The sequence below is a fragment of the Paenibacillus sp. TY11 genome, assembly GCF_059772165.1.
On record NZ_JCBAIQ010000006.1, the window covers coordinates 18,110 to 43,223 of the forward strand.

At 46.8% G+C, this 25,114-nt stretch carries 24 protein-coding genes; 17 read left to right on the plus strand and 7 right to left on the minus strand.

Features of this window, described 5'->3' with window-relative positions; translation table 11 throughout:
- The first annotated feature begins 133 nt into the window (after positions 1–133).
- The gene (locus tag AC6EJC_RS07670; protein ID WP_444953446.1) at positions 134–619 is read left to right on the plus strand and encodes a MarR family winged helix-turn-helix transcriptional regulator; all 486 of its coding nucleotides are present in this window, start codon (positions 134–136) and stop codon (positions 617–619) included.
- Complete coding sequence (locus AC6EJC_RS07675; protein ID WP_444953659.1) at positions 603–2,105, plus strand: DHA2 family efflux MFS transporter permease subunit; 1,503 nt, start codon at positions 603–605, stop codon at positions 2,103–2,105. Before AC6EJC_RS07670 ends, AC6EJC_RS07675 begins: the two co-directional genes overlap by 17 nt.
- Positions 2,106–2,238: 133 nt before the next feature.
- On the opposite strand, the gene AC6EJC_RS07680 is transcribed toward AC6EJC_RS07675, so the two are convergent.
- A complete protein-coding gene (locus AC6EJC_RS07680) occupies positions 2,239–2,985 on the minus strand; it encodes an RluA family pseudouridine synthase (protein WP_103048796.1) in 747 nt (248 codons plus the stop codon).
- Positions 2,986–2,993: 8 nt separating this feature from the next.
- Positions 2,994–3,857, minus strand: coding sequence for a class I SAM-dependent methyltransferase (locus tag AC6EJC_RS07685; protein WP_444953447.1), 864 nt, complete (start codon positions 3,855–3,857; stop codon positions 2,994–2,996).
- Between the two features lie 621 nt (positions 3,858–4,478).
- On the opposite strand from AC6EJC_RS07685, the gene AC6EJC_RS07690 reads away from it, so the two are divergent.
- The 10 genes from AC6EJC_RS07690 (at position 4,479) to AC6EJC_RS07735 (ending at position 15,484) form a co-directional block, all read left to right on the plus strand.
- Positions 4,479–4,937, plus strand: a complete 459-nt coding sequence (locus AC6EJC_RS07690) for a flavodoxin (RefSeq protein WP_103048798.1) — start codon at positions 4,479–4,481, stop codon at positions 4,935–4,937.
- Between the two features lie 20 nt (positions 4,938–4,957).
- Positions 4,958–5,770 carry a hypothetical protein gene (locus AC6EJC_RS07695; RefSeq protein ID WP_444953448.1) on the plus strand — a complete coding sequence of 271 codons (813 nt, stop codon included), beginning with the start codon at positions 4,958–4,960 and terminating at the stop codon, positions 5,768–5,770.
- A 358-nt stretch (positions 5,771–6,128) separates the two neighbouring features.
- Positions 6,129–6,782, plus strand: coding sequence for an HlyD family secretion protein (locus AC6EJC_RS07700; protein WP_444953449.1), 654 nt, complete (start codon positions 6,129–6,131; stop codon positions 6,780–6,782).
- 15 nt (positions 6,783–6,797) lie between these two features.
- Positions 6,798–8,315 (plus strand): DHA2 family efflux MFS transporter permease subunit, encoded by a 1,518-nt coding sequence (locus tag AC6EJC_RS07705; protein WP_134903805.1) that lies wholly within the window; start codon positions 6,798–6,800, stop codon positions 8,313–8,315.
- 68 nt (positions 8,316–8,383) lie between these two features.
- Positions 8,384–9,850 (plus strand): efflux RND transporter periplasmic adaptor subunit, encoded by a 1,467-nt coding sequence (locus AC6EJC_RS07710; RefSeq protein ID WP_444953450.1) that lies wholly within the window; start codon positions 8,384–8,386, stop codon positions 9,848–9,850.
- Between the two features lie 236 nt (positions 9,851–10,086).
- The gene (locus AC6EJC_RS07715; RefSeq protein WP_444953451.1) at positions 10,087–10,929 is read left to right on the plus strand and encodes an STM4015 family protein; all 843 of its coding nucleotides are present in this window, start codon (positions 10,087–10,089) and stop codon (positions 10,927–10,929) included.
- 66 nt (positions 10,930–10,995) lie between these two features.
- Positions 10,996–12,330 (plus strand): STM4014 family protein, encoded by a 1,335-nt coding sequence (locus AC6EJC_RS07720; protein WP_444953452.1) that lies wholly within the window; start codon positions 10,996–10,998, stop codon positions 12,328–12,330.
- On the plus strand, positions 12,330–13,112 hold the full coding sequence (locus AC6EJC_RS07725) for an STM4013/SEN3800 family hydrolase (RefSeq protein ID WP_444953660.1): 783 nt from the start codon (positions 12,330–12,332) through the stop codon (positions 13,110–13,112). Before AC6EJC_RS07720 ends, AC6EJC_RS07725 begins: the two co-directional genes overlap by 1 nt.
- Positions 13,113–13,181: 69 nt before the next feature.
- On the plus strand, positions 13,182–14,609 hold the full coding sequence (locus AC6EJC_RS07730) for an STM4012 family radical SAM protein (protein ID WP_444953453.1): 1,428 nt from the start codon (positions 13,182–13,184) through the stop codon (positions 14,607–14,609).
- Positions 14,606–15,484 carry an STM4011 family radical SAM protein gene (locus tag AC6EJC_RS07735; RefSeq protein ID WP_444953454.1) on the plus strand — a complete coding sequence of 293 codons (879 nt, stop codon included), beginning with the start codon at positions 14,606–14,608 and terminating at the stop codon, positions 15,482–15,484. Before AC6EJC_RS07730 ends, AC6EJC_RS07735 begins: the two co-directional genes overlap by 4 nt.
- Positions 15,485–15,729: 245 nt before the next feature.
- On the opposite strand, the gene AC6EJC_RS07740 is transcribed toward AC6EJC_RS07735, so the two are convergent.
- The 4 genes from AC6EJC_RS07740 to AC6EJC_RS07755 form a co-directional block, all read right to left on the minus strand.
- Complete coding sequence (locus AC6EJC_RS07740; RefSeq protein ID WP_013310599.1) at positions 15,730–16,008, minus strand: YxcD family protein; 279 nt, start codon at positions 16,006–16,008, stop codon at positions 15,730–15,732.
- 3 nt (positions 16,009–16,011) lie between these two features.
- Positions 16,012–16,467 carry a hypothetical protein gene (locus tag AC6EJC_RS07745; protein ID WP_322252551.1) on the minus strand — a complete coding sequence of 152 codons (456 nt, stop codon included), beginning with the start codon at positions 16,465–16,467 and terminating at the stop codon, positions 16,012–16,014.
- 153 nt (positions 16,468–16,620) lie between these two features.
- Positions 16,621–17,193 (minus strand): PadR family transcriptional regulator, encoded by a 573-nt coding sequence (locus AC6EJC_RS07750; RefSeq protein WP_444953455.1) that lies wholly within the window; start codon positions 17,191–17,193, stop codon positions 16,621–16,623.
- 251 nt (positions 17,194–17,444) lie between these two features.
- Positions 17,445–18,008: a beta-class carbonic anhydrase gene (locus tag AC6EJC_RS07755; RefSeq protein ID WP_444953456.1), complete on the minus strand. Its 564-nt coding sequence runs from the start codon at positions 18,006–18,008 to the stop codon at positions 17,445–17,447.
- A 173-nt stretch (positions 18,009–18,181) separates the two neighbouring features.
- Between AC6EJC_RS07755 and AC6EJC_RS07760 the strand changes: the two genes are divergently transcribed.
- The 5 genes from AC6EJC_RS07760 (at position 18,182) to AC6EJC_RS07780 (ending at position 23,694) form a co-directional block, all read left to right on the plus strand.
- On the plus strand, positions 18,182–19,699 hold the full coding sequence (locus tag AC6EJC_RS07760; RefSeq protein ID WP_444953457.1) for a carboxypeptidase M32: 1,518 nt from the start codon (positions 18,182–18,184) through the stop codon (positions 19,697–19,699).
- Between the two features lie 146 nt (positions 19,700–19,845).
- The gene (locus AC6EJC_RS07765; protein ID WP_444953458.1) at positions 19,846–20,934 is read left to right on the plus strand and encodes an ABC transporter substrate-binding protein; all 1,089 of its coding nucleotides are present in this window, start codon (positions 19,846–19,848) and stop codon (positions 20,932–20,934) included.
- Complete coding sequence (locus AC6EJC_RS07770) at positions 20,931–21,743, plus strand: ABC transporter ATP-binding protein (RefSeq protein ID WP_444953459.1); 813 nt, start codon at positions 20,931–20,933, stop codon at positions 21,741–21,743. Before AC6EJC_RS07765 ends, AC6EJC_RS07770 begins: the two co-directional genes overlap by 4 nt.
- An 8-nt stretch (positions 21,744–21,751) precedes the next feature.
- Positions 21,752–22,585: an ABC transporter permease gene (locus tag AC6EJC_RS07775; protein WP_444953460.1), complete on the plus strand. Its 834-nt coding sequence runs from the start codon at positions 21,752–21,754 to the stop codon at positions 22,583–22,585.
- Between the two features lie 152 nt (positions 22,586–22,737).
- Entirely contained in the window at positions 22,738–23,694 is a 957-nt protein-coding gene (locus AC6EJC_RS07780) for an aromatic acid exporter family protein (RefSeq protein ID WP_444953461.1), read from the plus strand.
- Positions 23,695–23,718: 24 nt separating this feature from the next.
- Here AC6EJC_RS07780 and AC6EJC_RS07785 read toward each other — a convergent pair whose 3' ends face one another.
- The gene (locus tag AC6EJC_RS07785) at positions 23,719–25,032 is read right to left on the minus strand and encodes an amino acid permease (RefSeq protein WP_444953462.1); all 1,314 of its coding nucleotides are present in this window, start codon (positions 25,030–25,032) and stop codon (positions 23,719–23,721) included.
- Positions 25,033–25,114: the final 82 nt, after the last annotated feature.

The window sequence follows — 25,114 nt, forward strand, 5'->3', positions numbered from 1 at the left end:
TTTGGGTGAATGTTGACATTTACATAAGAGATGATAAAATAATAGTTATAAATAAATAACATTTCGTATACAAATAGTTGCTTGTTTATGTATATGGATTGTGAATTGGGTATTGGGAAGAAGGATGGTTCCAGTGAGTGACAGAGAGGAAGACAGACTTGAGGTGTACCGGATTATTCAATCGGTAAGGGAGGTTAACAAAACGATATTTTATGCCTTCTGGAATGAGGAGCAGCATTTGGATCTGACGGCCATTCAGCACATGGCTTTGGCGATTCTGAATAAACGACCCAACATCGGGTTATCCGAGCTGGCAGACATAGCACATGTGGGAAGCAGCTCCATGAGCGGGGTGGTTGAGCGCTTGACCAAGGCGGGATATATCGCTCGCGGGCGGCATGAGCATGATCGCAGATCTTTAGTGCTAACGCTTACGCCGGAAGGAAAAGACATCATGCAAAAAGTAGACGCCATGTGGATGGAGCGCGTCTTGCCTATTCTGGACATACCGAAGGAGCATCTGGAGATGGTCCTGGATATCCATAAACAAATGATTATGAAATTGACACCGAAGGGAATGAATCAACTTGAGCAGTCCTCAAATGACACTACCAGGTAATGTACGCAGAGCACCCATTGTGGCCGCTCTGTTGATTGGCGCGATTGTTGCGATTTTAAACCAGACGTTGATAAGTGTGGCTTTACCGAAAATGATGAGTGATCTGAATGTAGATGCCAATATAGCTCAGTGGCTTAGCACGGGTTTTATGCTCGTGAACGGGGTATTGATTCCGGTGACCGCATTCTTGATTGCCCGTTTCTCCACTCGGAAATTGTTTATTAGCGCGATGACTATATTTTCAATCGGTACGCTGTTATGTGCTATATCACCGAGCTTTAGCATATTGCTGATCGGTAGGCTTATTCAGGCTGCGGGTGCAGGTATTATGATGCCCTTAATGATGGTCGTTATCTTAAACATCTACCCAATAGAGCGTCGTGGCCGGGCGATGGGAACGCTGGGGATTGCGATGGGTTTTGCTCCAGCCATTGGACCAACCTTATCCGGTTATATAGTCCAGCATTATGACTGGCGGGTACTGTTCTGGATCATCCTGCCGATTTCAGTGATTTCGATTGTGATCGGATTTATTTTTCTGAAAAATGTAACGGAGCAGTCCAAGCCTAAGCTGGACATTCCCGGTATCATTTTGTCTACGCTCGGTTTCGGCGGACTGTTATACGGCTTTAGTGATGCAGGAACATCGGGTTGGGGAAGTATTCCGGTCCTGTCTACGCTTATCGTTGGGACGATTGCGCTTATTTTGTTTATTGTCCGTCAACTGAAGGTAGATGAGCCTATGCTGGAGTTCCGTATCTTTAAATACGATGTGTACAGCTTGACGACAATCATTAATGTGATTGTGACGATGGCTTTGTACGCCGGTATGATATTGCTACCGATTTATTTGCAAAATATTCGCGGTTTTACACCGCTCCAGTCCGGTATGCTAATGTTACCGGGAGCGATTCTGATGGGGCTCATGTCTCCTGTGACGGGAGCTATTTTTGACCGAATCGGAGCGCGCTGGTTGTCTGTAATTGGCTTGTTGATTATGGCTATAACGACTTGGGAATTTACACGCTTGACCGAATCAACCACCTATATGACACTGTTAATTAATTATACGGTGCGGATGTTTGGGATGTCATTGCTGATGATGCCGATCCAGACGGCCGGATTAAACCAGCTTCCGCAACGATTGAATGCACATGGTACTGCGATGAGTAACACGCTGCGTATGATTTCCGGCTCGATTGGGACGGCAATTCTGGTGACGGTGATGTCTACGCAAAGCAGCAACCGTTTGACAACGATTGTTGCATCCGAGGGACTAAGCGTCACGGACAAAGCGGGGATGCTGGCTGCAGGCAATCAAGCTACGATTTATGGTATTAACTCGGCTTTTATCATTGCAACACTGTTGAGTGTGGCAGCTCTGGTTTTAGCGTTTTTTATCAAAAATACGAATGCACAAAACGTTCTCCCCCGTCAACAGCTGGTAAACAGCAAGAAGGGACAGTCCGTGGCTTCCTCGTCATAAGGATGGGATAACGCATTAATTTAATTTTCTGCAAAAAAGAACCCGCAATGCATGTTAGTTTACATGCGATGCGGGTTCTTTGTGCAAATGGAGTTGAAGATGTCGAAATCCAAATAGAGCAGAGCTTGCCTGCTCAATTTTCAGACGTTATCATGTTCTCATAAAGCGACATGGGCCACTCATTCCATGGAAATTGGACGGGAGGTAACGAGTGGAAGCTCATATCCTCCTTGCTGATCGGATGCGGTGCTCTAGCGAGTAAGGACCAGAGCGCCAGCTGTTGACCGGGACGGCTTAGATTACCGCCATATTTTTGGTCCCCGTAGAGAGGGCAGCCGATCGCCTGCATCTGCACACGAATCTGGTGTGAGCGTCCGGTGTGCAACTTAATCTGCACAAGACTGAGTCCATCTGCTTGTCCGATCACGCGGTACTCCAAAATGGCTTCCTTGGCACCAGCTGTGCCAGGCCGAACAGTTTGAACAGTGTTGGTACGGCTATCCTTTAGCAGGTGATGGGTTAGACGGCCTTGTGGAGCCGTAGGAATGCCATTCAGAACTGCTGTATACAGTTTGTGAAAATGGCGACTTCGCACCGATTCTGATAAGCGAGAAGCAGCTTTGGACGTCTTAGCAAAAATCATGGCTCCACCTACAGGTCGATCCAGTCTGTGAACTAAACCCAAAAAGACGTTACCAGGCTTATTGTGTCTGATTTTTAGATCTTCCTTGAGTAAAGACAACAGATCAGGATCACCGCTGGCATCCTCTTGCGTCGGAACATTGACAGGCTTTACAACCGCCAAAACATGATTGTCCTCATATAGGACAGGAATGTTCGGCTGTACATGCCCATGCCGGGTAAGTTTATCTTGAGTCATAAGAGGAATTAAGCCTCCCAGCGTCCCAGAATACCACAAGGCAAATTCAATCCCGAGCGTGTGATCGGCAATCCGATTTCGCCAGCGCTAATTTGGCCGCCGTACTTTTGTTGCATTGTCATGCTCAGCATGTTGCGTAATACAGTAGGCGAAATACCTGTAGTATAGGAGTTGATCAGCATGAACAACGGTTGATCCGAAATGATGCTCATGCAGGATTCGAGAAACGGATACAAGCTTTCTTCGAGTTTCCAGGTTTCTCCGTTAGGTCCGCGTCCGTAAGAAGGAGGGTCCATAATAATTGCATCATAACGGTTGCCCCGACGTTGTTCTCGTTGCACGAACTTGAATACGTCGTCTGTAATGAAGCGTACGGGACGGTCAGCCAGACCGGACAATTGAACGTTTTCCTTTGCCCACTGTACCATGCCTTTGGCGGCATCCACGTGAACTACACTGGCTCCGGCATACGCTGCGGCAGTAGTGGCTCCTCCCGTGTATGCAAACAGGTTCAGTACGGAAATCGGTCTGCCTGCGCCTTTGATTTTATCCATCATCCAGCTCCAGTTTGCTGCTTGCTCTGGGAAAAGACCAGTATGCTTGAAGCTGGTGGGTTTAATGTGGAATTTAAGCGGTCCATAGCTAATTGTCCAGCGCTCGGGGATAGGTTTTTTCATATCCCAGTTGCCGCCCCCGGAAGAACTGCGGTGGTAATGCCCATGAACATTACGCCAGTCGGCTGTTTCCTGGGTCAAAGGCCATATGATTTGCGGATCGGGACGACGCAGGACAATATCGCCCCAACGTTCCAGTTTTTCACCGCCGCCTGTATCCATTACTTCATAGTCTTTCCACTCTTGTGCTACATACATGTACAATCCATCCTTCAGCAGTCAATTCAGGATTCAGGCAGCAAGCTACACAGAAATCCCCATATGGAGTCTATTGTACAACAAACCTCAGCAACAATCGAATGATTACATAAATAAGTAAGTAGTCAAATGGCCAAAAATATTTTTTCTCGCATGTACTTGTAATTATAGCGCTTCCATATTAAAATGAATTCAATCCCACTTGTACGTACAACCATCCGTTTTTTATCATAATAATGAAAAATGGATTGGATTGTACGTACATAATATTTTTTCTATCAACACAGCTGAAGTCTACTTAATTAAACACAAAATGCCTAAACTGCCGTAGCCAGCGTTTCGTGGTAGTCGGAGCCTTCGTTCGAAGCATCTGTCTAAGCGTGGAATCATGTCGGCGAAGGGCATCATACAGTATTGTCCTATGTTGTAACTAATAAATTGTTTATCCATAGATTTTATCAGCCAACAGCCAACAGCCGCATGTAATGCGGCTGTTTTGCGTATATTTCCCCAAGATTAAAGCTAGTTTTTGAAATTAACATTTGACAATGAGAATCATTATCAAATATTATTTGAGTAACAGGGAGTGAAAGCATCCCATATTTCAAATAAAGGTGAGGGATGAACTTGGGTAAAATCATGATTGCTTATGCCAGTTTGACCGGTAATACAGAGGAAATCGCGGAATTGATCGCCGAGGGAGTCCGTCAGGCAGGGCATGAGGCGGAGTTGAAGGCTTCGTATGATTGCAGCGCGCAAGAACTGCTCGCATATGACGGGTTCCTGTTGGGTGTATATACATGGGGAGATGGTGAGCTTCCTGATGAATTTTTGGATTTTTACGAGGAACTAGACGAGCTTGATCTGTCCGGTAAAAAGACTGCTGTATTTGGCAGTGGAGATACATCTTATACGCAATTCTGTGGCGCGGTTGACTTGGTAGAGGAAAAAGTCAAAGAACGCGGCGCATCTGTCATTCAGGAGAGTCTGAAGATTGAATTTAATCCATTGGATGATGAGAAGGAGAATTGTCGAGCTTACGGAAGACAATTTGCACAGGCTGGTATTGGAGTGTCCTGAGATGAGAGAGAGGGATAGGTATGCGCAATAGCGATAGCTTAAGCGGTTTTCCTCTTCTGCACGACTATCAGCTTGAGGAGATGTGGAGAACTCCACAGCCAATCCGTCAATCACAGGGAAAACGAGGGCGTGAGGGTTGGAATTGGCGGCAACGGGTTCAATATGCAATAGGGCATGCGCTGAACGAATACTTTGGAATGGAAGTAGAGGTGCGGCGGGAAGTCCCTGTCCAGTATGTGCTGGAGAAATGGTGGCCCAAGCAGTCAAACAGTTTTGAATCGTTGTTCCATTACTGGGATGTCAAAAATAAAGTTTCCGGTGAGTTGTCAAAAATTTGTGCCTTAAATAATGATTTGTTGCTGCCGGTGATGCTGTATGAACAATTTTGTACGCCGGTGCCTGAATTAGAAGTCGATATTTCGCTTATTATTCAGGCTGCTTGGCAACTATCAGCAGAAGCGGATTCCTTGCTGATTCAAAAGTATATCGTGGACTATAACCCTAACGTTATTAGTACATTTCAACATTTGACGAATGTATTTTGTTATTATGCATTTGGAGCTCTTCCTCAGCTTATTGAGGTATACTGTCTGCTAGAAGGCAAGAAGGTCCGCTTCATTCCGGGGCCTGCTTCTTTACAGCAATCTCTGGATTACGTGCGGCTATTGCGAGATTCCAGAGAGGATGTACACGGGACGACAGAACACTGCCGTTGCGGGGGTTGCATGGGACAGCAAGGTTCTCAGGGGAACAGAACGAATAAGAACAAGAAGGAAGGGCAGGAGGCGAAAAACTGCAAAGAACGGTCAGTTGGGTCTACGCCTTTCTCTTAGTATTATTATGTAACCCTTTAAATGTAAACTATTCCTTTTCGTGAAAGAGCCTTGGAAACAAGGTTCTTTTTTGTGAAAAAAATTATGAAAAAACTGAAAATTTATGTTGCCTGAATAGATAAATATATCTATAATATTTCAATGTACAATAATTATATGAAAATATTTAAATATAAAGAAGACGGTTTGTGGACCATGGATCTACTTATCCTATGTACATAAAATAAGCCCTGTCTTTTGCATGGCATGTTGCTATGCGTTTATTTACGTTCTACATTTGGTTTAATGGCCTAATATTTCAATTTTAAAATATTAGCGTTGAATAATAAAAATTTTTTGGACAACAGGGGTGGAAGAAGTGAGTAAGAAAACTGTATTGCCAATCCTCATTGCACTGCTCATTCTGAGCGGTGGAGCTATTGGCTACTATTATTGGTATCAGGCAACACACTTTGTTAAAAGTGACGATGCGCGTATTCAAGCCGATCAATATAAGGTAATGCCGCAAATCTCCGGAGAGATTAGCCATATTGATGTAGAAGAAGGCGATGTGGTTCAACGTAATGAACCGATTGCCGAGCAGGATGTATCGGGGCTGGATGCGAGTATGATCAGCAAGTCTGTACTGCGCGCGCCGATCAACGGAACCGTCATTAAGATTTATTCGAAAGAGCATGAAATCGGATCGCCGGGTAGCGCTGTTGCAACTATGGTTGATATGAACAGCTTGTATGTATCCACGAATATTGAAGAAACCGATATTAACCGTATTAAACCAGGGCAGCTTGTTGATATTACGCTTGATGCAGCAGGTGACCAGACGATTCAGGGTAAGGTTCGCAAAGTGGGCGAAGCCTCCAACGCAGTGTTCTCGCTCGTTCCTGCAGTGAACACAAGTGGTAACTTTAACAAGGTGACTCAACGTGTGCCTGTAGAAATTGCAGTGAACAAGCCGAAGGATCTGAAGCTTATTCCTGGAACGAACGTGGAAGTAAAAATTCATACACCTTAAAAAGGAGGGGTCCGTGTGGCTGCCAATGATATTGCTGCTGCTCCTTCGACAGATTCTTCCAGAGAACGCTGGCTTGCCTTTTTCGCTATCGTTTTAGGCGCCTTTGTCGCCATTCTGAACAACAGTCTGATCAATGTCGCCATTCCTCGATTGACGACAGATTTAGGATCTACGACGACACGTATTCAGTGGGTTATTACAGGTTACACGCTTGCATCTGGTGTAATCGTACCGATTACCGGATATATGGAGCAGCGCCTCGGATACAAAAAGTTTTTGATTCTTGCGCTCAGCGTATTTTCGCTGGGAACGGGAATATGTATTTTTGCATGGAGTGATTCTTCCCTGATCGCAGCACGGGTACTCGCTGGTCTGGGCGGCGGTGTTATTATGCCGCTGAGTATGACGATTATTTACAAAATCATGCCGCGTGAACAAATCGGTATGTCCCTTGGTATATGGGGGATCGCCGCAATGGCAGCGCCAGCTGTAGGGCCAACGCTAAGCGGATATTTAATTGAGTGGTTTAACTGGCGGTTCTTGTTTATTGTCAGTGTGCCGGTTGCTTTATTTGCAATTTTAATGGTTATTCTTCTGATCAAGGAGCCGCCTAAAGTAACACCAAAGCCGTTTGATTTACCGGGTTTTTTGCTGGCCGCAACTTGTGCAGGAACACTTTTGTACGCATTGACAAACGGGCAGCATGATGGCTGGACTTCTTTTAAAATTGTATCTTTGCTGTTTGTTGCTTTCTGGGCACTTGTCTTTCTCATTTATGTAGAAAGTGGCAAAGATAATGCTGTAATTGAAATTTCATTATTCAAGAATTCGAAATATACGATTAGTGTTATTGCCTCTAGTCTTGTCATGATGGGGATGTATGGAGGAACGTTTTTAACACCGTTGTTTTTGCAAAATATTCAGCGTGTATCGCCAATTGATACTGGTATTATCCTCATTCCACAAGCGGTTGCAATGGCAGCTATGATGCCAATTGCCGGGCGGCTGTTCGATAAGTTCGGCATTGTGCCATTGGGACTTGTGGGTCTGACACTGACCAGCTTTATGACGTATCATCTTCATCAGCTTACGCCGGATACACCGCATATTTGGCTGGAAACTGTAATGGCATTTCGTGGATTGGGAATTGGTATTTGTATGATGCCACTGTCTACGGTCGGTATGAACGCTGTTCATCCGAGCAAGGTAGCCAATGCATCTACAGCATCTAATCTGGTACGTACCGTTGCCGCATCTATGGCGATTGCAGTGCTGACCGCGATCATGCAAAGTCGTTCGGCATCTCATGCCCAACAAATTTCGGAGACCATTACACCTGACTCGGCTCATGCGCTTCAAGCGACGCTCGGCAGTTCATGGGTGTCATCCGTAAGTAGTTTAATCACATTAGATGCCACATCGAGAGGAATTGGGGATACGTTCCTCATTTCATCCATACCGCTGTTTTGCACGATTCCACTAATCTTTTTGTTTATTCAGAGGAAGAAAGCAAAGACACAGCCGGAAGCATAATCAAAGAACTATAAAATACGACTGGATGGCTTACATTATTTCCACGGACAGAAAGAAAGGGAATTATCATGAAAATATTGAGAGTAGAAAGTACATTAGCGGCTTTAGTGCTCGGCGGCGCAGTGCTGGCAGGCTGCTCCAGTAATAGCGGGACGGCTCAGGAGATGGTCGTTCCGGTTAAAATCAGCCAAGCACAGCAGGGTATCATCGGACAGGGAAATATTTATACAGGAACGGTAACACCTTCGGAGACCGTGAACATCGTGCCTAAAGTGGGCGGTAAAGTGGTTGAGCTGCTTGTGGATATTGGCTCGGAGGTTAAAAAAGGTCAAGTACTGTTCAAGCTTGATGATAAGGATATGCGGAATAATGTTGCTAAAGCCCGCGCCGCAGCTGCTGCGGCAGCAGCCGGAGTAAGTACCGCTCAAGCATCCCACGAATCGACGATGGTTCAAGCGAACTCGGGCTTAGTGCAGTCCAAGAGCGGTGTGATTCAATCCCAAAGCGCAATCAATCAGGCACAGGGGGCTATTAATCAAGCCACTACAGCCGTAGAACAAGCGACACATGGTGTCTCCTCGGCAGCCAATACGTTGAAACAAACGCAGCAAGCTTTGGCAGATGCACAGAAAAATGTAACACGTACACAAAGTCTGTTTGATGCAGGTGCGAGCACCCAAGCACAATTAGAACAAGCAAAAACAGCTGTTGTGAATGCGGAAGCGGCTTACAATAATGCGAAAAATGCACAGGCTAATGCACAAGATCAGTTGGTAGCTGCTCAGAAGGCCCTAACTACAGCTCGCAACAGCTATGATTCAGCAAAAAATAGCTACAGTAATGCCAATAGTGGCTACAGCAATGCCCAAAATCAGCTCAAAGTATCTCAAAATACTGCGGTCATCGAGTCTAGCCAACAATCTCTCAAGCAGGCTCAGCTGAATGTGAACATTGCCCAGGATGCATTGGATGATACCGTCGTTACATCACCGATCAACGGTATTGTGGGTACGAAAAATGCAGAAGTAGGCGAAATGGTATCCGCTCAGTCTCCTGCGCTGGTCATTGCAAATCTGAGTACGGTCAATACATTGATCTATGTCCCAGCGGAACAGATCAACAATGTAAAAGCAGGTGACAAGGTACAGGTTCGTGTTGCAGCTTCCAACATTGTGACAACAGGTACGGTTAAAAATGTAAGCCCGTTGGATGCAAATGGAAAAGGTTATCCTGTAAAAATCTCAGTAGCGAATCCAGACATAAAACTGAAATCCGGCATGTTGGCTGATATCAGCTTTGTCGCTGCCAATGCGCAAGAAGGCATTGTTGTTCCTACTGCAGCAGTTCAAAAGGATCAAGGTAAAGAATATGTATATGTTGTAAACGGAGACCATGCGAAACGCAAGGAAGTGAAGACCGTTCAGACGACAGGTTCACAAACACTGGTTACCAGTGGATTGAGCAATGAAGAGAATGTGATCGTGAATAATCTGGCATTGCTGTCCGATAACTCACCGATTACAATTAGCCAATAATTTGGCTCTAAACTTACGTACTATATAATAGTAGAAGTTTATTATGGACATATGCGCAAGACAGCCCGGTTAGCGGTCTGTCTTGTTTTTATTTCATTGAGCACATTTTACATAGGATTGATGTCGGCAAGGGACTATTTTTGACGAACATTAGTATAATAAGATAGACTAAATTGGAAATAGATAGTTTACGAGATTTATTACATTCTCAGCTAAGTGATCGGAGGAATTGTAAGATGGAAGTTAAATTGGTAGTGGATTTTGAAGCTTATGAGAATGGCCAAACGATGGCAAAATCGATTGAGGAACTGGCAGCCAAGCCGGAGAGCGCGGAAGTTACGGATCTGATCATTGGGGATTGGGGCGGAGCCTATGAAAATTCACCAGAGGATTTTATCCCGGTGTTAGTGAAGCTTAAAGATCAATTTCCTAAGTTACGCAAGCTGTTTATCGGTGATATGGAATATGATGAGTGTGAGGTTTCATGGATTAACCAAACGAATCTGTCCCCGCTGTTAGAAGCGTTTCCAGCGTTGGAGTCCTTTCATATCAAAGGAAGCCAGGACCTGAGCTTGGAGCCACTTCGTCATAACCATCTTCAGGAATTGGTTATTATTTGTGGGGGCCTGCCTGTGAGGGTTCTTCAGCAAATACGTAATGCCGAACTGCCTGAACTGCGCAAGCTGGAACTGTATTTGGGTGTCGAGGACTATGGTTTTGACGGTAACCTGAAAGATGTTTTGCCGTTTTTGGACAGCAATCCTTTTCCCAAACTTACATACTTGGGACTCAAAGATAGTGAAATACAGGATAAAATTGCAATTGCAGCAGCTAATGCCCCTGTGATTGGACAACTGGAAGTGCTGGATCTCTCACAAGGTACGTTGTCTGATAAAGGTGCGGAAGCGCTGCTGGCTAGTGAAAGTATAAAAGGGCTGAAGCATCTGGATTTGAGCTATCATTATATGTCTACTGAAATGATGCAACGTTGGAAAAGCTCGGGTCTATCTGTGGACGTGGAAGATCAACAAGAAGCGGATGAGGAAGATGATTGGCGCTATCCATCACTGACTGAGTAATTTGTTCAAATGGATTTCTAAAACGGACTGTTTCAAAATTAAAATGATCTAAAGTGAGGCGGCTCTATGGTTAGGATGTCAGACTGTAATGTCAGCGAGCCGTTTATCTTGTTCGGTAATCCGGGGAATCGTCGAACTACGGGGCTGCAGGAGGCGCGAAGCAGATTAATGCTTCCGCCCGCTCTGGAGGTTTCCTATAAAGATGTGCTGGAAGCCATTGGGCAGAAACAAGGTCTGAGCGAGCTGATAATGCGAATAGCTGCACAAGCTACGCAAGATAGCGTGAATGGCAGTGCCTTTGTGCAAGAGAGCATTGATCAGTTACTAGCGGGGCAGGTGGGCAGTGGTCCGCTGCTTCGTCTGGATGCACCGGGCGAAAGCTTTGAGGTAGAGCGTGAGTTGATTGCTCTGGGCGCCTCGGATGGTGAGGGGGACGATTCTCTGTTGCCATGGCCCGAATGGACACAAGGCACAGGTATATCGGCGGCGGAAGCGCGACGTCTGCAGGAGCAGCACGGTCGTATTTGGCACCCGGCACAATGGTTCCGGGGTTATTGCCGTCTGCTGGCCTGGCTGCGGCATGAAGTGGCTCTGCTATGGCCCTCGTCGCGCTGGATGAACGATCCGGCGGAAGTGGCCGTGATGTTCGACAAACGGCGTTGTAGCGTCGTATTAGGCAAGGCGGACATAAGGGTCCCGCCAGTGCTTACATCTTCAGGCGGTGCATTTCGTGATGTTGTCGATCTGCACACGGCGATGAAGGAGAGTGGGTTTCACCGCGTATTTGTGAAAATATTTTGCGGGTCGGGTGCTTCTGGTGTCATGGCCTATCAGGTACATCCCCAGACACACGCAGAGCTGGCGGTGACCACGATTGGAACGGAAATCATACACGGACAGCGTGTGTATTATAATGCCGGACGATTGCGTCGTTATACGGATAAGCAGGACATTCATGCCATCCTTAACTGGCTATGCCTGGAAGGGGTACATGTGGAGCGCTGGATTCCCAAAGCAACCCTTAACGGACGAGTTTATGATGTGCGACAACTCGTGTGCGGATCAGAAGCTTGCCATGCGGTTTTACGTTTGAGCCACAGCCCCATTACCAATCTGCATTTGCGTAATGAGCGGCTCTCGCTAGAGGAAGCTAGATTACCACAGAGTACGGTGGAATCGGTCCAGCTTACTGCGAAAGCCGCCATGAATGTTTTTCCGGCCTCCATGGTTGCTGGACTGGATGTGCTGGTTCCGGCTCATGGCGGTCGACCTTACGTGCTGGATGTAAATCCGTTCGGTGATTTACTGTACCGGGTTGAACATCAGGGTTGGAATCCGTATGAATGGGAAATGTTGCATCTCGCGAATAGGAGTGTGGCTTTGGAAAGGAAAGACAGATGATGATTGATATGAACCAAATTGTCGGCTCTCATGATATTGTCATGATTACGCTTGATACACTGCGTTATGATGTAGCAAAGCTGGAGGAAGAGAATTGTCCGAATTTGTGCGGCTCCGGCTCGTGGGAAAAGCGCCATTCACCGGGTAGCTTTACCTATGCTGCACATCATGCTTTTTTTGGCGGATTTTTGCCGACTCCGGCGAATACGGATAAGACTTCACACATCCGCTTGTTTCACACAAAGGATACGGGACTGCGCACGCATCCAAATACGTGGTTGTTCGATGCCCCGGATATCGTGTCCGGGCTAGAGGGTGAAGGTTATCGGACCATCTGCATCGGTGGCGTTATTTTTTTTACAAAGAAAAATAAGCTGGCCAAGGTGCTGCCGGGGTATTTTCAAGAAAGTTACTGGCGTATGAACTTTGGCGTTACCAATCCCCGTTCGACGGAGCATCAGGTGAATCATGCCTTGAAGCTGCTCGAGAAGACGGACCCGGCACAGCGCTTGTTTTTGTTTCTGAATGTATCAGCGATCCACGGGCCTAATCATTATTTTGTGAAGGGCTCTGCAAAAGATTCAGTGGAGTCTCAACGAGCAGCCTTGCGGTATGTGGATGGTGAAATTGGACGCTTGTTTGATGCTTTTAGAAATCGGGGCAAGACGTTTTGTATGGCTTTTTCCGATCATGGTACGGCTTATGGGGAGGACGGCTATGAAGGGCATCGTCTGGCGCATGAGGTCGTATGGAATGTGCCTTACCGCGAATTTATACTGTAGGACAAAAAGAAACATAGACTGCACTGGTAAAATATCGAAAAATCAATCCAGCGCGAGGAGGGAGCAGAAATGAAAGCCATGAATCTGAATCACCCGCTTCCAACGGGAGCAGCAGCCAATACTTCTTCGGGGATGGACACAAACTTAGCACCGTCTAGGTTTCATTGGCCTGAAAGTCCTGTTGAATGGGCGCGCACGATCCGTGAAGCTCCCTACCGCTCCTATCTGTACTCCTACCCGCATAAAACGGCCTATCGTTCGTTTGATACACCGCTCTCATTGCAGGAGTTGTGGGAGAAGGAGGAGTTAGAAAGCTATTTTTTGTATATGCATATTCCGTTTTGCGCGGCTCGCTGTGGATTTTGTAACCTGTTCACTTTGCCGGACAAGCGTTTGGATGTGCATAAGGAGTATGTGGATGCGCTAGAAAGACAAGCCCGGAAATGGGCGCCAATTATGGGCGGCAGGCCTTTTTCGCGTTTTGCGATCGGCGGCGGTACACCGACCTTACTGGAGGCTTCTTTGGTAGAGCGCTTGTTTAACATTGCGGAAAATATTATGGGACTGGACCCTAAACGAGCTTCCATTTCGGTGGAAACCTCTCCCGATACTGTGACCGAGGATAGGCTTGAAGTGCTCAAGCGCCGCGGGACAGATCGTGTCAGCATGGGAATCCAGAGCTTTGTGGAATCAGAAAGTGCCGCCATATACCGACCTCAGAAGCCCAAGCTTGTTAGAGAAGCACTTGAGCGGCTGGTGGAATACAATTTTCCTTTGTTGAACGTGGATCTGATCTACGGTCTGCCCGGTCAAACGGTGGAAACCTGGCTGTATTCTTTGGAGGAAGCCCTGTCTTACTCGCCAGGAGAGATTTTTCTTTACCCGTTATATATTCGAGAAAATACGATTTTAAAGCCGGGCTATACCGGGCTGGATCATGATATTCGCCTAAGCTTGTATGAAGTAGCACGCGAACGGCTCAGACAGACAGGATATGTACAATATTCAATGCGCCGTTTTGCTAAAAATGATAGTATATCCGGCAAAGAGCTTTTGCCCTATAGTTGTCAGGAGGAAGGTATGGCTGGTCTGGGGTGTGGTGCACGCTCCTATACACGCAATGTCCACTATGCCAGCCGTTATGGTGTTAGTGCAGCAGCTACGCGTAGTATTATCGCAGATTATGTTGCTGCGGAACGCCATGATCTGGCTGACTACGGCTTTATTTTAAATGAGGATGAGAGTAAGCGACGCTTTATCCTGAAGGCACTTCTTCATCGGGAAGGTTTGGGGCTATCTGCCTATGCAGAGCGCTTCGGTGTTTCCCTACCGGACGATTTTACAGGAATGTCGTTGCTGCTGGAATCTGGTATGGCTGTTGTTGAGGGGGGCACGCTACGACTTACGGAGGAAGGAATAGCCTATTCCGATGCGATTGGGGACTGGATGATCTCCACCTCAGTACGTGAGCGCATGGAAGGATATGTAGGCGCATGAGAGCGACCTTATATTATCGTGGTTCGTTGACCTCGTGCAACTATGCTTGCCCTTACTGCCCGTTCAGCAAAAACGTCGATAGTCGGGAAACGTTGAACAAGGATCGGGCGCAGTTGGAACGTTTTGCCGATTGGGTACGGGAACAGGGCGCTTTGGGACATCGTCTCTCCATTTTTTTTAATCCGTATGGAGAAGCCTTGATTCATTCCTGGTATCGCACAGCCATGATTGAGTTTTCCCACATGGCGCATGTGGAAAAAGTGGCGGTACAGACGAATCTATCGACTAAGCTGGATTGGACGAAAGAATTAAATCCAGAGGCTGCTGCACTGTGGGCTACATATCACCCTGGAGAGACGAGAGAGCAAACTTTTATATCGCAGGCTATGAAGTTATATGAAATTGGTATTTCCTATAGTGTTGGTACCGTCGGATTAAGACAGGCATTCCCGGCTATTCGTTCCTTGCGATCGCAACTTCCAAAGGATGTTTATTTGTGGATCAACGCCTACAAGGATCGACCACATTATTATACAGATGCTGAGGTTGCTGAATTAACTACGATAGACCCCTATTTTCCATGGAATTTACAGGATTATAGCAGTCAGGGACGAGCATGTCGCGCCGGAGAAGATGTATTTTATGTCCAAGGGGACGGACGAGTAAAACACTGCTATCAGGATCGACGGGTGCTTGGACACTTATACAGGGATGGTCTTGAGGGTCTGAGTACCAAGCGGCCGTGCCGGATGAAAGAATGCGGCTGCTATATCGGCTATATTCATATGGAGGAGCAGCCGTTTCGGGAAATGTACGGTAGTGGCTTGCTTGAAAGGGTGCCGCAGGTACAGGTATCTTCGGTTTCACACGTTTAGTAGACATGCTATTCATAGAGGAAATAAATCCATATAACCCAAAAATATGTATGGAAAGGACGCTCGCGGGTATCCTTACTAAATCAGCCTTCATATTTGGGGCTTTCCTTGGTCTAGATGTAATACTCCTAGCAACCATGATATCTGTTAGAGAAACGAGCAAAAAAAGAACCGCCCCTTGCATCAAGCAAAGGTCGGTTCTTCTGTTTTATATCAAGTTTGTACGACTATCCTATGCGATATAATCAAGTTTGGACAATTGCGGTAATTTCTTCATCCAGATCCAATCTGATTTGCTCACGATAGGCACGAATGTTGTATTCGGAATACAGATATCTCAGAATAGCTTCAATCATATTGGCTTCCACCAGATATTGGCTGCGGCCCTGTACATGGACTTCTGCTGAATAACCTGTATCCTCTTCCCAGCTTAATTCTACTGTCACATCGGTGGGCTGGACACCTTTGCGTTCAGCCATATGCAGGCAAATGGCGTTGACAATCTCATCCATACTCAAAATCATAGCTTAGTAACGTCCTCCACGGGAATCATCTGGTCTGCGACGATTTTTAATCGCACGGTAGATACCAACTCCAATCATGATCAGGACATAAATGGCGAGAACGTTGACGGCAAGGCCAAGCAAGCTACCCAATGCGCCCATGTTGCCGAACAATCCACCGAAGAGCATGCCTGCCAAACCACCCAGCATCATACCTTTCAGGAATCCGCCGCCACCGCCAAGGAATCCACCAGTTCTGCTTGTATTACCAGCAGTTGCCCCTGATTTGGTTCCGCTATCTGACTTATTGATGCCATTGCTGTCATTCGCCTTGCTTGGTGTGGATTGGTATGATTTTGGCCCGGATTTAAACCCGCCGCCTCGCCTTGCATCAGCTGTAGATGGTGCGATCATAGCAATGAGTAGGGTAAAAGCCATCATCAGCATCATCATATTTTTCAAAGTAAATGTTTTTTTCATGTAAATAGAATCCCCCTTAGTAAATTGTTTTTATAGGTTAAACAACCGCTTACCAGTAATACGAATTGCATGGAAAAGGGTTTCAAAGAATTTAAAATTTTAAAAATTAAAGGATAACGTTACATAATCCTATGCATGAATTGACAAAAGCATTCAGCTTTGCGGTTTAAGTGAAAACGGATTAGTGTCCGCTCTGACATCACCGGCAAGTAGCATGCGCAGAACCATTTGGCACCATTCCAGACCTGCTTTAGCATTCATGAGCCCTTTTTGCACTAAAATGTAGTCACCGAAGTTCTTACTGCCAAAATGTAAATTCTCTGCGGGAATGTCGTTCAGAATATCCTCCAGATGCCGGATTTTCTGAATAAAATGACGTTTGCGTTCCTCCAGCATGCGATTGGCACTACTTTTGTCCGTCAACCAGAGACAGAACAGTCGAAGACTTAATTCGTCCCGTGTAACCGGAGCAGCCAACGCTTCCTGAGACCATTGCTGAAGCATATGGATTCCCTTGTCGGTAATGGTATACATTTTTTTATCGGGCTTGTCAGACTGCTGAATCCAACGGGAGGCTAGCAGTTCCTTGCTCTCCATACGGGCCAGTAGCGGATATATCTGACTGTGCTTGGCCTGCCAAAAAGGCTGGATACGCAACATCAGATCATAGCCGGAGGATTCCTCTCTGGCGAGAAGCCCCAACAGACCATACGATAGTAAATTCATAGATCTTATCTCCTTCATCCATCAAAGTAACGGTTGTAACAGCTCTGCGCAGGTATTCTGCAGCTTCATGAAAAGTGTACACTGAAACTGTATGGTTTGACAACTTTCAGACAGGTCGTTCACAGGTTAGCCAAAATTGGCTCCAGTCATTCTGCACGTATATGCGCTTTTTTTCATAAAAAGAGGGTAGATTAAGCTCGTATGTACGAACTTAATCTACCCTGGCAACTTTCTACCGAAGCGCATACTGTTTACTGTTCATTCCCGTCAACGACAAGCGTTAACTCTCCTGTATCCGGATGAATAACCATGCCGTGAACAGGCGCATTAGGGGGGAGAAGGGGGTGATTTTTAATAAGCTTCACCGTAGTTTTTACCCCTTCTTCAATGTTGTCAAAACCTTTTAACCATTTATTTAGCTTAATACCTGAATTTTCTAATGTATTCAGCACTTCCTGCGAAATTCCACGATCGAGCATTTCATTGATCATGTGGTCAGCATTTAATGCAGCCATGCCGCATTCATAATGGCCTACGACGACTACTTCGTCTGCTCCCAGCTCATACAGGGCGACTAGCACACTGCGCATTACGCTTCCAAAGGGCTGCGAAATAATCGCACCCGCATTTTTGATGATTTTCACATCACCGTTGCGCAGGTTCATAGCTTTAGGGAGTAACTCCGTTAGCCGTGTATCCATACAAGTAATAATGACCATTTTTTTATTGGGGAACTTGCCTGTTCTATAGGCCTCGTATTCTTTGTTTTCTACGAAAACACGATTGTACTCCAAAATTTCTTTGATGTGATCCACGATTGTTCCCTCCAGATTCTAATAAAGTTTGATGTGTACAGCCCAACGTTTGTTTCAGGTCTTAGGAGCTGGTCGTACATGGTGTGTGTTGATTATACTTTTTAATATAAGTATCATCAAGTATAGGAATTGTAAAGTTTTAATCATTTTAAGTTAAAGAGGTGACCTCTATTATGGCGCAACAGACATTGGATCAATTGACGGCTTTAAAGGAACTTTCACACAAAGTCAGCAGTTATGGCGAAGCCGTAGGCCTGCTGCAATGGGATTTACGGACAGGTGCTCCGCGCAAGGGCGTTGACATTCGGTCGGAGACGTTGGGTATGCTGTCCACTGAAATGTTCAAGCTGATGATCTCGGATGAAATGGGACAATTGCTGCAATTTTTTGCCGCAGAAGACAAGCTGGAGCAATTGGAGGACAATGATCGCAGATTGGTGGAGGAATGCCGCAAAAATTATGACCTGAATCGTTCGGTTCCGGCAGACCGATATCGGGATTATAGCATTCTTGCGGCGCAGGCAGAGAGCAAGTGGGAGGACGCAAAGGAACATAGCGATTTTGCTGGATTCGAACCGTACTTGTCTAAAATCGTAGACATGAAGCGTGAGTTTATCGGCTACTGGGGTGTTAAGGATACAGAGTATGACACGCTTTTGGATCAATATGAGCCGGGGATGACGGTTGAAAAGCTGGATGCTGTGTTTGATCGTCTCAAAAAGCGTCTTGTGCCCCTATTGTCTAAAATTCAGGCTTCATCGAACCAGCCGGATAAGAGCTTTTTAGATGGTGTGTTTGATGTGAAGCAGCAGGAGAAGTTCAGCCTATTCATTTTAGGACAGATGGGGTATGACTTTGACGCAGGTCGTTTGGATGAGAGTGTACATCCTTTCGCAACAGGATTAAATCCAGGTGATGTGCGTATAACAACTCATTATCTGCAAGATGATGTAACCAGTGCTATTTTCAGTTCGTTGCATGAAGGAGGTCATGCGCTGTACGAACAAAATATTGCTCCAGAGCTGGCAGGATCACTACTGTCTGGAGGAACCTCTATGGGGATTCATGAATCCCAGTCCCGCTTGTGGGAAAATAAAATCGGACGCAGTCGTGCTTTCTGGGATCGGTATTACGATGATTTGCAAAAGCATTTTCCTGATCGTTTGGCAAAGGTTACGGCAGAGCAATTCTACCGGGCAGTCAACCGTGTGGAAAATTCACTGATTCGTATTGAAGCGGATGAGCTAACATATAATTTACATATCATTATCCGTTATGAAATTGAAAAAATGCTGTTTAATGAAAAGCTGGACGTGAAGCGCCTCCCCGAGGTGTGGAATGCGAAATATAAGGAATACCTGGGGCTTCTTCCACCGAATGACGGGCTGGGCGTACTTCAGGACGTTCACTGGTCTGGTGGTGATTTTGGTTATTTTGCTTCTTACTCGCTTGGCAATATGTATGCAGCGCAAATTTTGGCGACGCTACGCAAGGAGTTGCCAAATCTGGATGAGTTGATTGCCGCTGGAGAGCTTGAGCCAATCAAGCAATGGCTGACCGAACGGATTTATCGTTACGGCAAGAGCCGGACGCCGTCCGAGTTAATTGTAGCCATTACGGGCGAGGAGCTGAACCCGGATTATCTCGCCGACTATCTGGAAGAGAAATATACCTCCATATACAAGCTGTGATTTAGAAACTCTAAAGTAATCATATATGCATCTACCCCGCGTTCCTTGGGCGAACGCGGGGTTTTTGTATGCGATTAACGATTATATCGACAGCCGCATAACAATATATGAAGTCAACGATGTAAAAAGGTGGGGAGGGAACAAGGATGAAAAACGGCGCTCGTTTCAAAGCTGTGGTGGCTGCGGCACTACTCGGATTACTGTTGCTCAGTGGGTGCGCCCCTAAAGGGGAGCAGACGATTGAGATCAGACTGGGCGAGGTAGCCCGTACAGTCTTTTATGCGCCGCAGTATGTAGCCTTGAGCCAGGGGATGTTTGCTCAGGAGGGACTGGATGTCCAACTGGCAACGATACCTGGGGGGGACAAGGCGATGACGGCGTTGTTGTCCAATCAGGCGGATATCGCGCTTATCGGCGCGGAAACATCTATTTATGTGTATCAGCAAGGAGCAGAGGACCCTATCATTAATTTTGCCCAACTGACGCAGAAGGACGGAACCTTTTTGTTTGCCCGTCAAACGCAGGATAGCTTTGACTGGGAAAAGCTGAAAGAACAAAATTTTTTGGGGCAACGCAAGGGCGGAATGCCACAAATGTCACTTGAATTTACGCTTCGCAAACACGGCATTGATCCTCATAAGGATCTGAAGCTGATTCAAAATATTGATTTTGCCAATGTTGCCTCTGCTTTTGGCTCCGGTACAGGGGATTATGTGCAGCTGTTTGAGCCACAGGCATCTATTTTTGAAAAGGAAGGCCGTGGGCGAGTAGTTGCCTCCATCGGCGTGGAGAGTGGCGAGTTGCCGTATACGGTATATATGGCTAAGCAAAGCTACCTGAACACAAATAGCGAGGCCGCTCAGAAATTTACAAACGCAGTATATCGGGCACAGCAGTGGATTGCTACGCATTCACCTGAACAGATTGCTGAAGCGATCACGCCCTATTTTAAAGATACAGAATTAGCTATTTTGACGAGTAGTATCAAGCGTTACAAGGAACAGAGTACCTATGCTTTGAACCCGGTGATTGAGGAAAGGGAATGGAAGAACTTACAGGATGTCATGACCTCGGCAGGAGAGCTGAAAAGTCCAGTTGCATTGGATAAGCTGGTGAACCCAGGCTTTGCAAAACAGGCGATTTCGTCAAACTCTACCGGGAATACAGAGCCGTCTGTGAAAAAGAGCCCAACTGAAGCTACGGATGCAGGTATTGACGCTGGAGGTTCGTCATGATGGAGGAACGGAGTTCTCTCACTTCGGACGCGACGATCCCGATGGTGAGAATGGAGCAAGTGACGCATGTGTATGTAACGGATCGGGAAGCTTCGCTGGCGGTTGAGAATATCGATTTTTCCGTAGAGACAGGGGAGTTTGTCAGTTTGGTCGGTCCAAGCGGCTGCGGCAAAACGACGATCCTGTCCATGATCGCCGGGCTGCTGCGTCCAGCGGCAGGCCAAGTCATGTTACAAGGTCAGCCGGTAAGTGGTCCGAGTCCAGAGGTCGGTTACATGTTGCAGCAGGATTATCTGTTCCCGTGGCGGACGATAATGGATAACGCATTGTTGGGTCTGGAACTAGGCAACAGAGTAGATGAAGCTGCGCGTGAGCGGACGCGGCTGTTGCTGGAAGGCATGGGTCTGGGAGGAAAAGAGCATCTGCATCCGTCCCAGTTGTCTGGGGGAATGCGCCAGCGCGTGGCATTGGTACGGACGCTGGCGACCAATCCGGGACTGCTGCTGCTGGATGAGCCGTTCTCCGCGCTGGATTATCAAACCAAGTTACAGCTGGAAGACCTGATTGCGGAAACCTTGCGCGAGCGGGGGAAAACGGCTATTTTAGTCACACACGATTTGGCCGAGGCCATTGCGGTCAGTGACCGAATTATAGTGATGGGTCGAAATCCTGGTCATATACGACGTACCTTCAAGATTCCGGACTCCATCCGGGAAGCTCAGCCTTTTTATGCACGCGAGCAGCCGGGCTTTAATGAGCTTTTTCATGAAATATGGGGTGAACTGGAGGCTTCGGGAGCAAAGGAGTGAGTTAAAGTATGAAGGACGAAGCGGATCAGCTTGAGCAACGTTGGATTCAAGGACTGCATCAGGCGTATTTACGTAGCAGGCGTTCGCAACGGTGGTTAGTGACAGGTGTACAGACAGCTATTTTAGTGCTTTTGTTTGTGTTATGGGAAATTGCGGGGCGTTTGAAGTGGATTGATGTATTGTTGTTCAGCTACCCGAGCAAAATATTTATCCAGATTGGCAAGGATGCGGTCAGTGGTGAATTATGGGGGCATGTAGGTGTCACTGTGGGAGAGACCATGGCGGGTTTTTTACTCGGAACACTGCTGGGTACGCTGCTGGCTGTACTTATTTGGTGGTCACCGTTTTTGTCAAAGGTGCTGGACCCCTATATGGTCGTGTTCAACAGTATGCCCAAGGTGGCGCTGGGTCCGATTTTTATCGTCATGTTTGGGGCGGGATTTACCGCTATCCTAATGACGACCCTCTCCATTACGGTCATCATTACGACGTTAGTCGTGTACAACAGCTTTCAGGAAGTCGATTCGAATCTGATCAAAGTGGTTCGCACGTTTGGAGGATCGCGCCGTGATACGTTTCAAAAGGTGATTTTGCCTGCATCCTTTCCCGCAATCGTCTCTACGCTGAAAGTGAATGTCGGTATGGCATGGGTTGGGGTGATCGTTGGTGAATTTCTAGTGGCTAAAAACGGCTTGGGCTATTTGATTATTTATGGTTTTCAGGTATTCAATTTCACGCTGGTCATGTCCAGTCTGTTGATCATTGCTGTCGTAGCTACACTGATGTATCAGGCGGTCGTGTATGTGGAGCATCGTCTGCTTTCTGGTCGTCCTCATCGGTAATCATAAATTTCTGAATATTTGTGTAAAACGTGAAAATAAAGTACCATGAAAAATGAAAATACTTAAAATTTATGAAAATGAGCATTTTGCATAAATTTCGAATTATGCAAAATGCGGAAACAGATTTCATCTAGAGAGGACAGAATTTTTTCATGGGCTTTCGTACGATTAAAACGGCTATTGCCGCATTAATGGCCGTACTTATTGCGGAGGGTGTTGGCATTCATGGAGCCACCTCGGCAGGGCTTTTGGCTATTTTAGGGGTGGATGTCACACGCAAGAGAAGTCTCCGGACCATTTCGGCGAGATTTTTTGCATCCGTCGTGGGGCTTCTTTTTGCTTGTGTTTTGTTTGTTGTATTCGGATTCCATGATTGGGTACTGGCATTATATATTTTAACGGCGTTTCCGGTCATTGTACGGGTGGGCTTTAAGGAAGGCATCGTCACAGGTTCGGTTGTGGTTTTTCGTGTATTTAGCGGCGGTGTGATTGATATGGAGGTTCTGCTGACCCAGCTAGCTCTGCTGGTGATTGGACTGGGTTCCGCAATGGTCGTCAATTTGGCCTATATGCCGCGTTCTGATAATACAATGCAACAAATCCGGCAGGAGGTGGATCGGACATTTTCCGTTATATTCAGAAATATGGCCAATACGCTGCGTAGTCCGGCATACATATGGGATGGCAAGGAAGTTATTGAGGCGAACAGCGTTATAGCCAAAGGGGTAACTGAGGCGGGGCGTTCATTGGAAAATCAGATGCTTCGTCCTCAAGAGGGCTGGAATGTGTATTTTTATATGCGCAAAGAACAGCTGGATTCGATTCAAAATATGATGCAGTTAATCGCGCAAATGTATCAGCACATGCCGCAGGCCAAGCTTCTGGCCGAACTGTTTGACCAGCTCAGCAATGACGTTTTGGCTGGACATTATACGGGACAGACCGAGAAGCTACTGGAGCAGGTTCGTGAGGAATTTAAAGGAATGGAGCTTCCCGCGACTCGGGAGGAGTTCGAGATTCGTTCGGCACTATTGCAGCTTACACATGAGCTGCATCAGTATTTGAAAATTGCCAAAAAGGACAAGGCCCCTACTCCAGTGAAAAATTAGAGTAAAGGCCTTGAGCGGCTACTGTCAATGACGGACAGTAGCCTTTTCTTGTTCTGTGATGGCAGAAGCCGGAATAGACAAAGTCCGTTTGTGCCGAATTCGGTCTGTGATCCATAAGATAGCGGTAATCAGGCAAGGGTAAAGCATAGCCCACCCGACAAAGGGAAAAACGACCGCTGTAGAGATGAACGATATCCAACTAATGGTAACCCCCCAGCGACTACCACGTAGAAGCTTAATTCCTGCTGCACAACCGCCTAGATAGGTCAGAATGAAGGTGGCGTTCGGGAACTGGATCAGGTTAGTGAGTGAAACAGCACCACTACCGTACAAAACCATAATGATCACGAAGCAAACACTAAGAAAAGCGATGCCTCCGATGGGAGTATGGAAACGTTGGGATAACATGCCCATCCAGCGAAAGGCCTGTCCTTGCCGGGATAAAGCATAAGCGACACGTGAGGCGGCACCAACATAAGCAATAATAGTAGCGGTACAAATAAAGATACCCGTCAAGCCGGCAATTATTGCGCCCCATGGCCCGATAGCCCGACTGATCACCCATACGAGCGAAGCATCCGAATCCCCTGCAAGGTAACTTTGTGTACCGACAGTAGCCAGCGCAGTAAGGAAGTAAAGCAAACCGACGATGACGGCCGCAATGGTCACGCCTTTAACAGCCGCCCTCTGGGGATTGGTGAATTCCTCCGACATATGGGATACGGCCTCCCAACCGATGAAGCACCAGAACAGAATCGCGGCCGCTTGACCGACAGGGAGCCAGCCATGTGGAACAAACGGCGTGAAGTGCACTGTTTTCATCTGAGGAAGTGCTGCGGCAATGGCGAATATAAGGACAGCAACGATAGCTATGACGACAGCGATTTGAATACGTCCCGCGACCTTCATGCCGATCCAGTTAATGATCAGACCCACCGCCAGCATAGCAGCGGCCAACATAATGCGGCTTTCCTCTCCCCAGCCCATGGCAGCGGTCATATAGCCGGCTCCGGTGAGTGCGGCAACAGGTGCCCCAATCGGAACCGACATGAGAAAAAACCACCCGATATAAGCACCGGCACGTGGTGAAAAGGCCAACGTGACAAAATGCGATACCCCTCCCGCATTCGGGAATTTGGCGGATAGAAGCCCCATGGAAAGTGCCATTGGCAGGATGAGCAGGGTCATAAAGCCCCATGCCAGCAGCGATGCCGGTCCCGCCATTTGGGCGGCAAGACCAGGTACAATCAATACTCCCGAACCCAGCACAGCTCCGATATAGAGTGCAATGGCCTGCGGAAGACCAATGGTGGATTGAAGTTTATTTTCATTTGTCATGCAGAAAAGCCTTCTTTCTCTTGTTATTTCCTTCAGCTTATCAGATAATCAATCTATCGGAAAAACGGAATATAACGATTGC

Coding starts and splice junctions, on each gene's coding strand:
- AC6EJC_RS07675 (WP_444953659.1), top strand. CDS start 603: ATGACACTACCAGGTAATGTACGCAGAGCACCCATTGTGGCCGCTCTG.
- AC6EJC_RS07680 (WP_103048796.1), bottom strand. CDS start 2,985: ATGACTCAAGATAAACTTACCCGGCATGGGCATGTACAGCCGAACATT.
- AC6EJC_RS07685 (WP_444953447.1), bottom strand. CDS start 3,857: ATGTATGTAGCACAAGAGTGGAAAGACTATGAAGTAATGGATACAGGC.
- AC6EJC_RS07690 (WP_103048798.1), top strand. CDS start 4,479: ATGAACTTGGGTAAAATCATGATTGCTTATGCCAGTTTGACCGGTAAT.
- AC6EJC_RS07695 (WP_444953448.1), top strand. CDS start 4,958: ATGCGCAATAGCGATAGCTTAAGCGGTTTTCCTCTTCTGCACGACTAT.
- AC6EJC_RS07710 (WP_444953450.1), top strand. CDS start 8,384: ATGAAAATATTGAGAGTAGAAAGTACATTAGCGGCTTTAGTGCTCGGC.
- AC6EJC_RS07715 (WP_444953451.1), top strand. CDS start 10,087: ATGGAAGTTAAATTGGTAGTGGATTTTGAAGCTTATGAGAATGGCCAA.
- AC6EJC_RS07720 (WP_444953452.1), top strand. CDS start 10,996: ATGGTTAGGATGTCAGACTGTAATGTCAGCGAGCCGTTTATCTTGTTC.
- AC6EJC_RS07725 (WP_444953660.1), top strand. CDS start 12,330: ATGATTGATATGAACCAAATTGTCGGCTCTCATGATATTGTCATGATT.
- AC6EJC_RS07730 (WP_444953453.1), top strand. CDS start 13,182: ATGAAAGCCATGAATCTGAATCACCCGCTTCCAACGGGAGCAGCAGCC.
- AC6EJC_RS07735 (WP_444953454.1), top strand. CDS start 14,606: ATGAGAGCGACCTTATATTATCGTGGTTCGTTGACCTCGTGCAACTAT.
- AC6EJC_RS07740 (WP_013310599.1), bottom strand. CDS start 16,008: ATGATTTTGAGTATGGATGAGATTGTCAACGCCATTTGCCTGCATATG.
- AC6EJC_RS07745 (WP_322252551.1), bottom strand. CDS start 16,467: ATGAAAAAAACATTTACTTTGAAAAATATGATGATGCTGATGATGGCT.
- AC6EJC_RS07750 (WP_444953455.1), bottom strand. CDS start 17,193: ATGAATTTACTATCGTATGGTCTGTTGGGGCTTCTCGCCAGAGAGGAA.
- AC6EJC_RS07760 (WP_444953457.1), top strand. CDS start 18,182: ATGGCGCAACAGACATTGGATCAATTGACGGCTTTAAAGGAACTTTCA.
- AC6EJC_RS07765 (WP_444953458.1), top strand. CDS start 19,846: ATGAAAAACGGCGCTCGTTTCAAAGCTGTGGTGGCTGCGGCACTACTC.
- AC6EJC_RS07770 (WP_444953459.1), top strand. CDS start 20,931: ATGATGGAGGAACGGAGTTCTCTCACTTCGGACGCGACGATCCCGATG.
- AC6EJC_RS07775 (WP_444953460.1), top strand. CDS start 21,752: ATGAAGGACGAAGCGGATCAGCTTGAGCAACGTTGGATTCAAGGACTG.
- AC6EJC_RS07780 (WP_444953461.1), top strand. CDS start 22,738: ATGGGCTTTCGTACGATTAAAACGGCTATTGCCGCATTAATGGCCGTA.
- AC6EJC_RS07785 (WP_444953462.1), bottom strand. CDS start 25,032: ATGACAAATGAAAATAAACTTCAATCCACCATTGGTCTTCCGCAGGCC.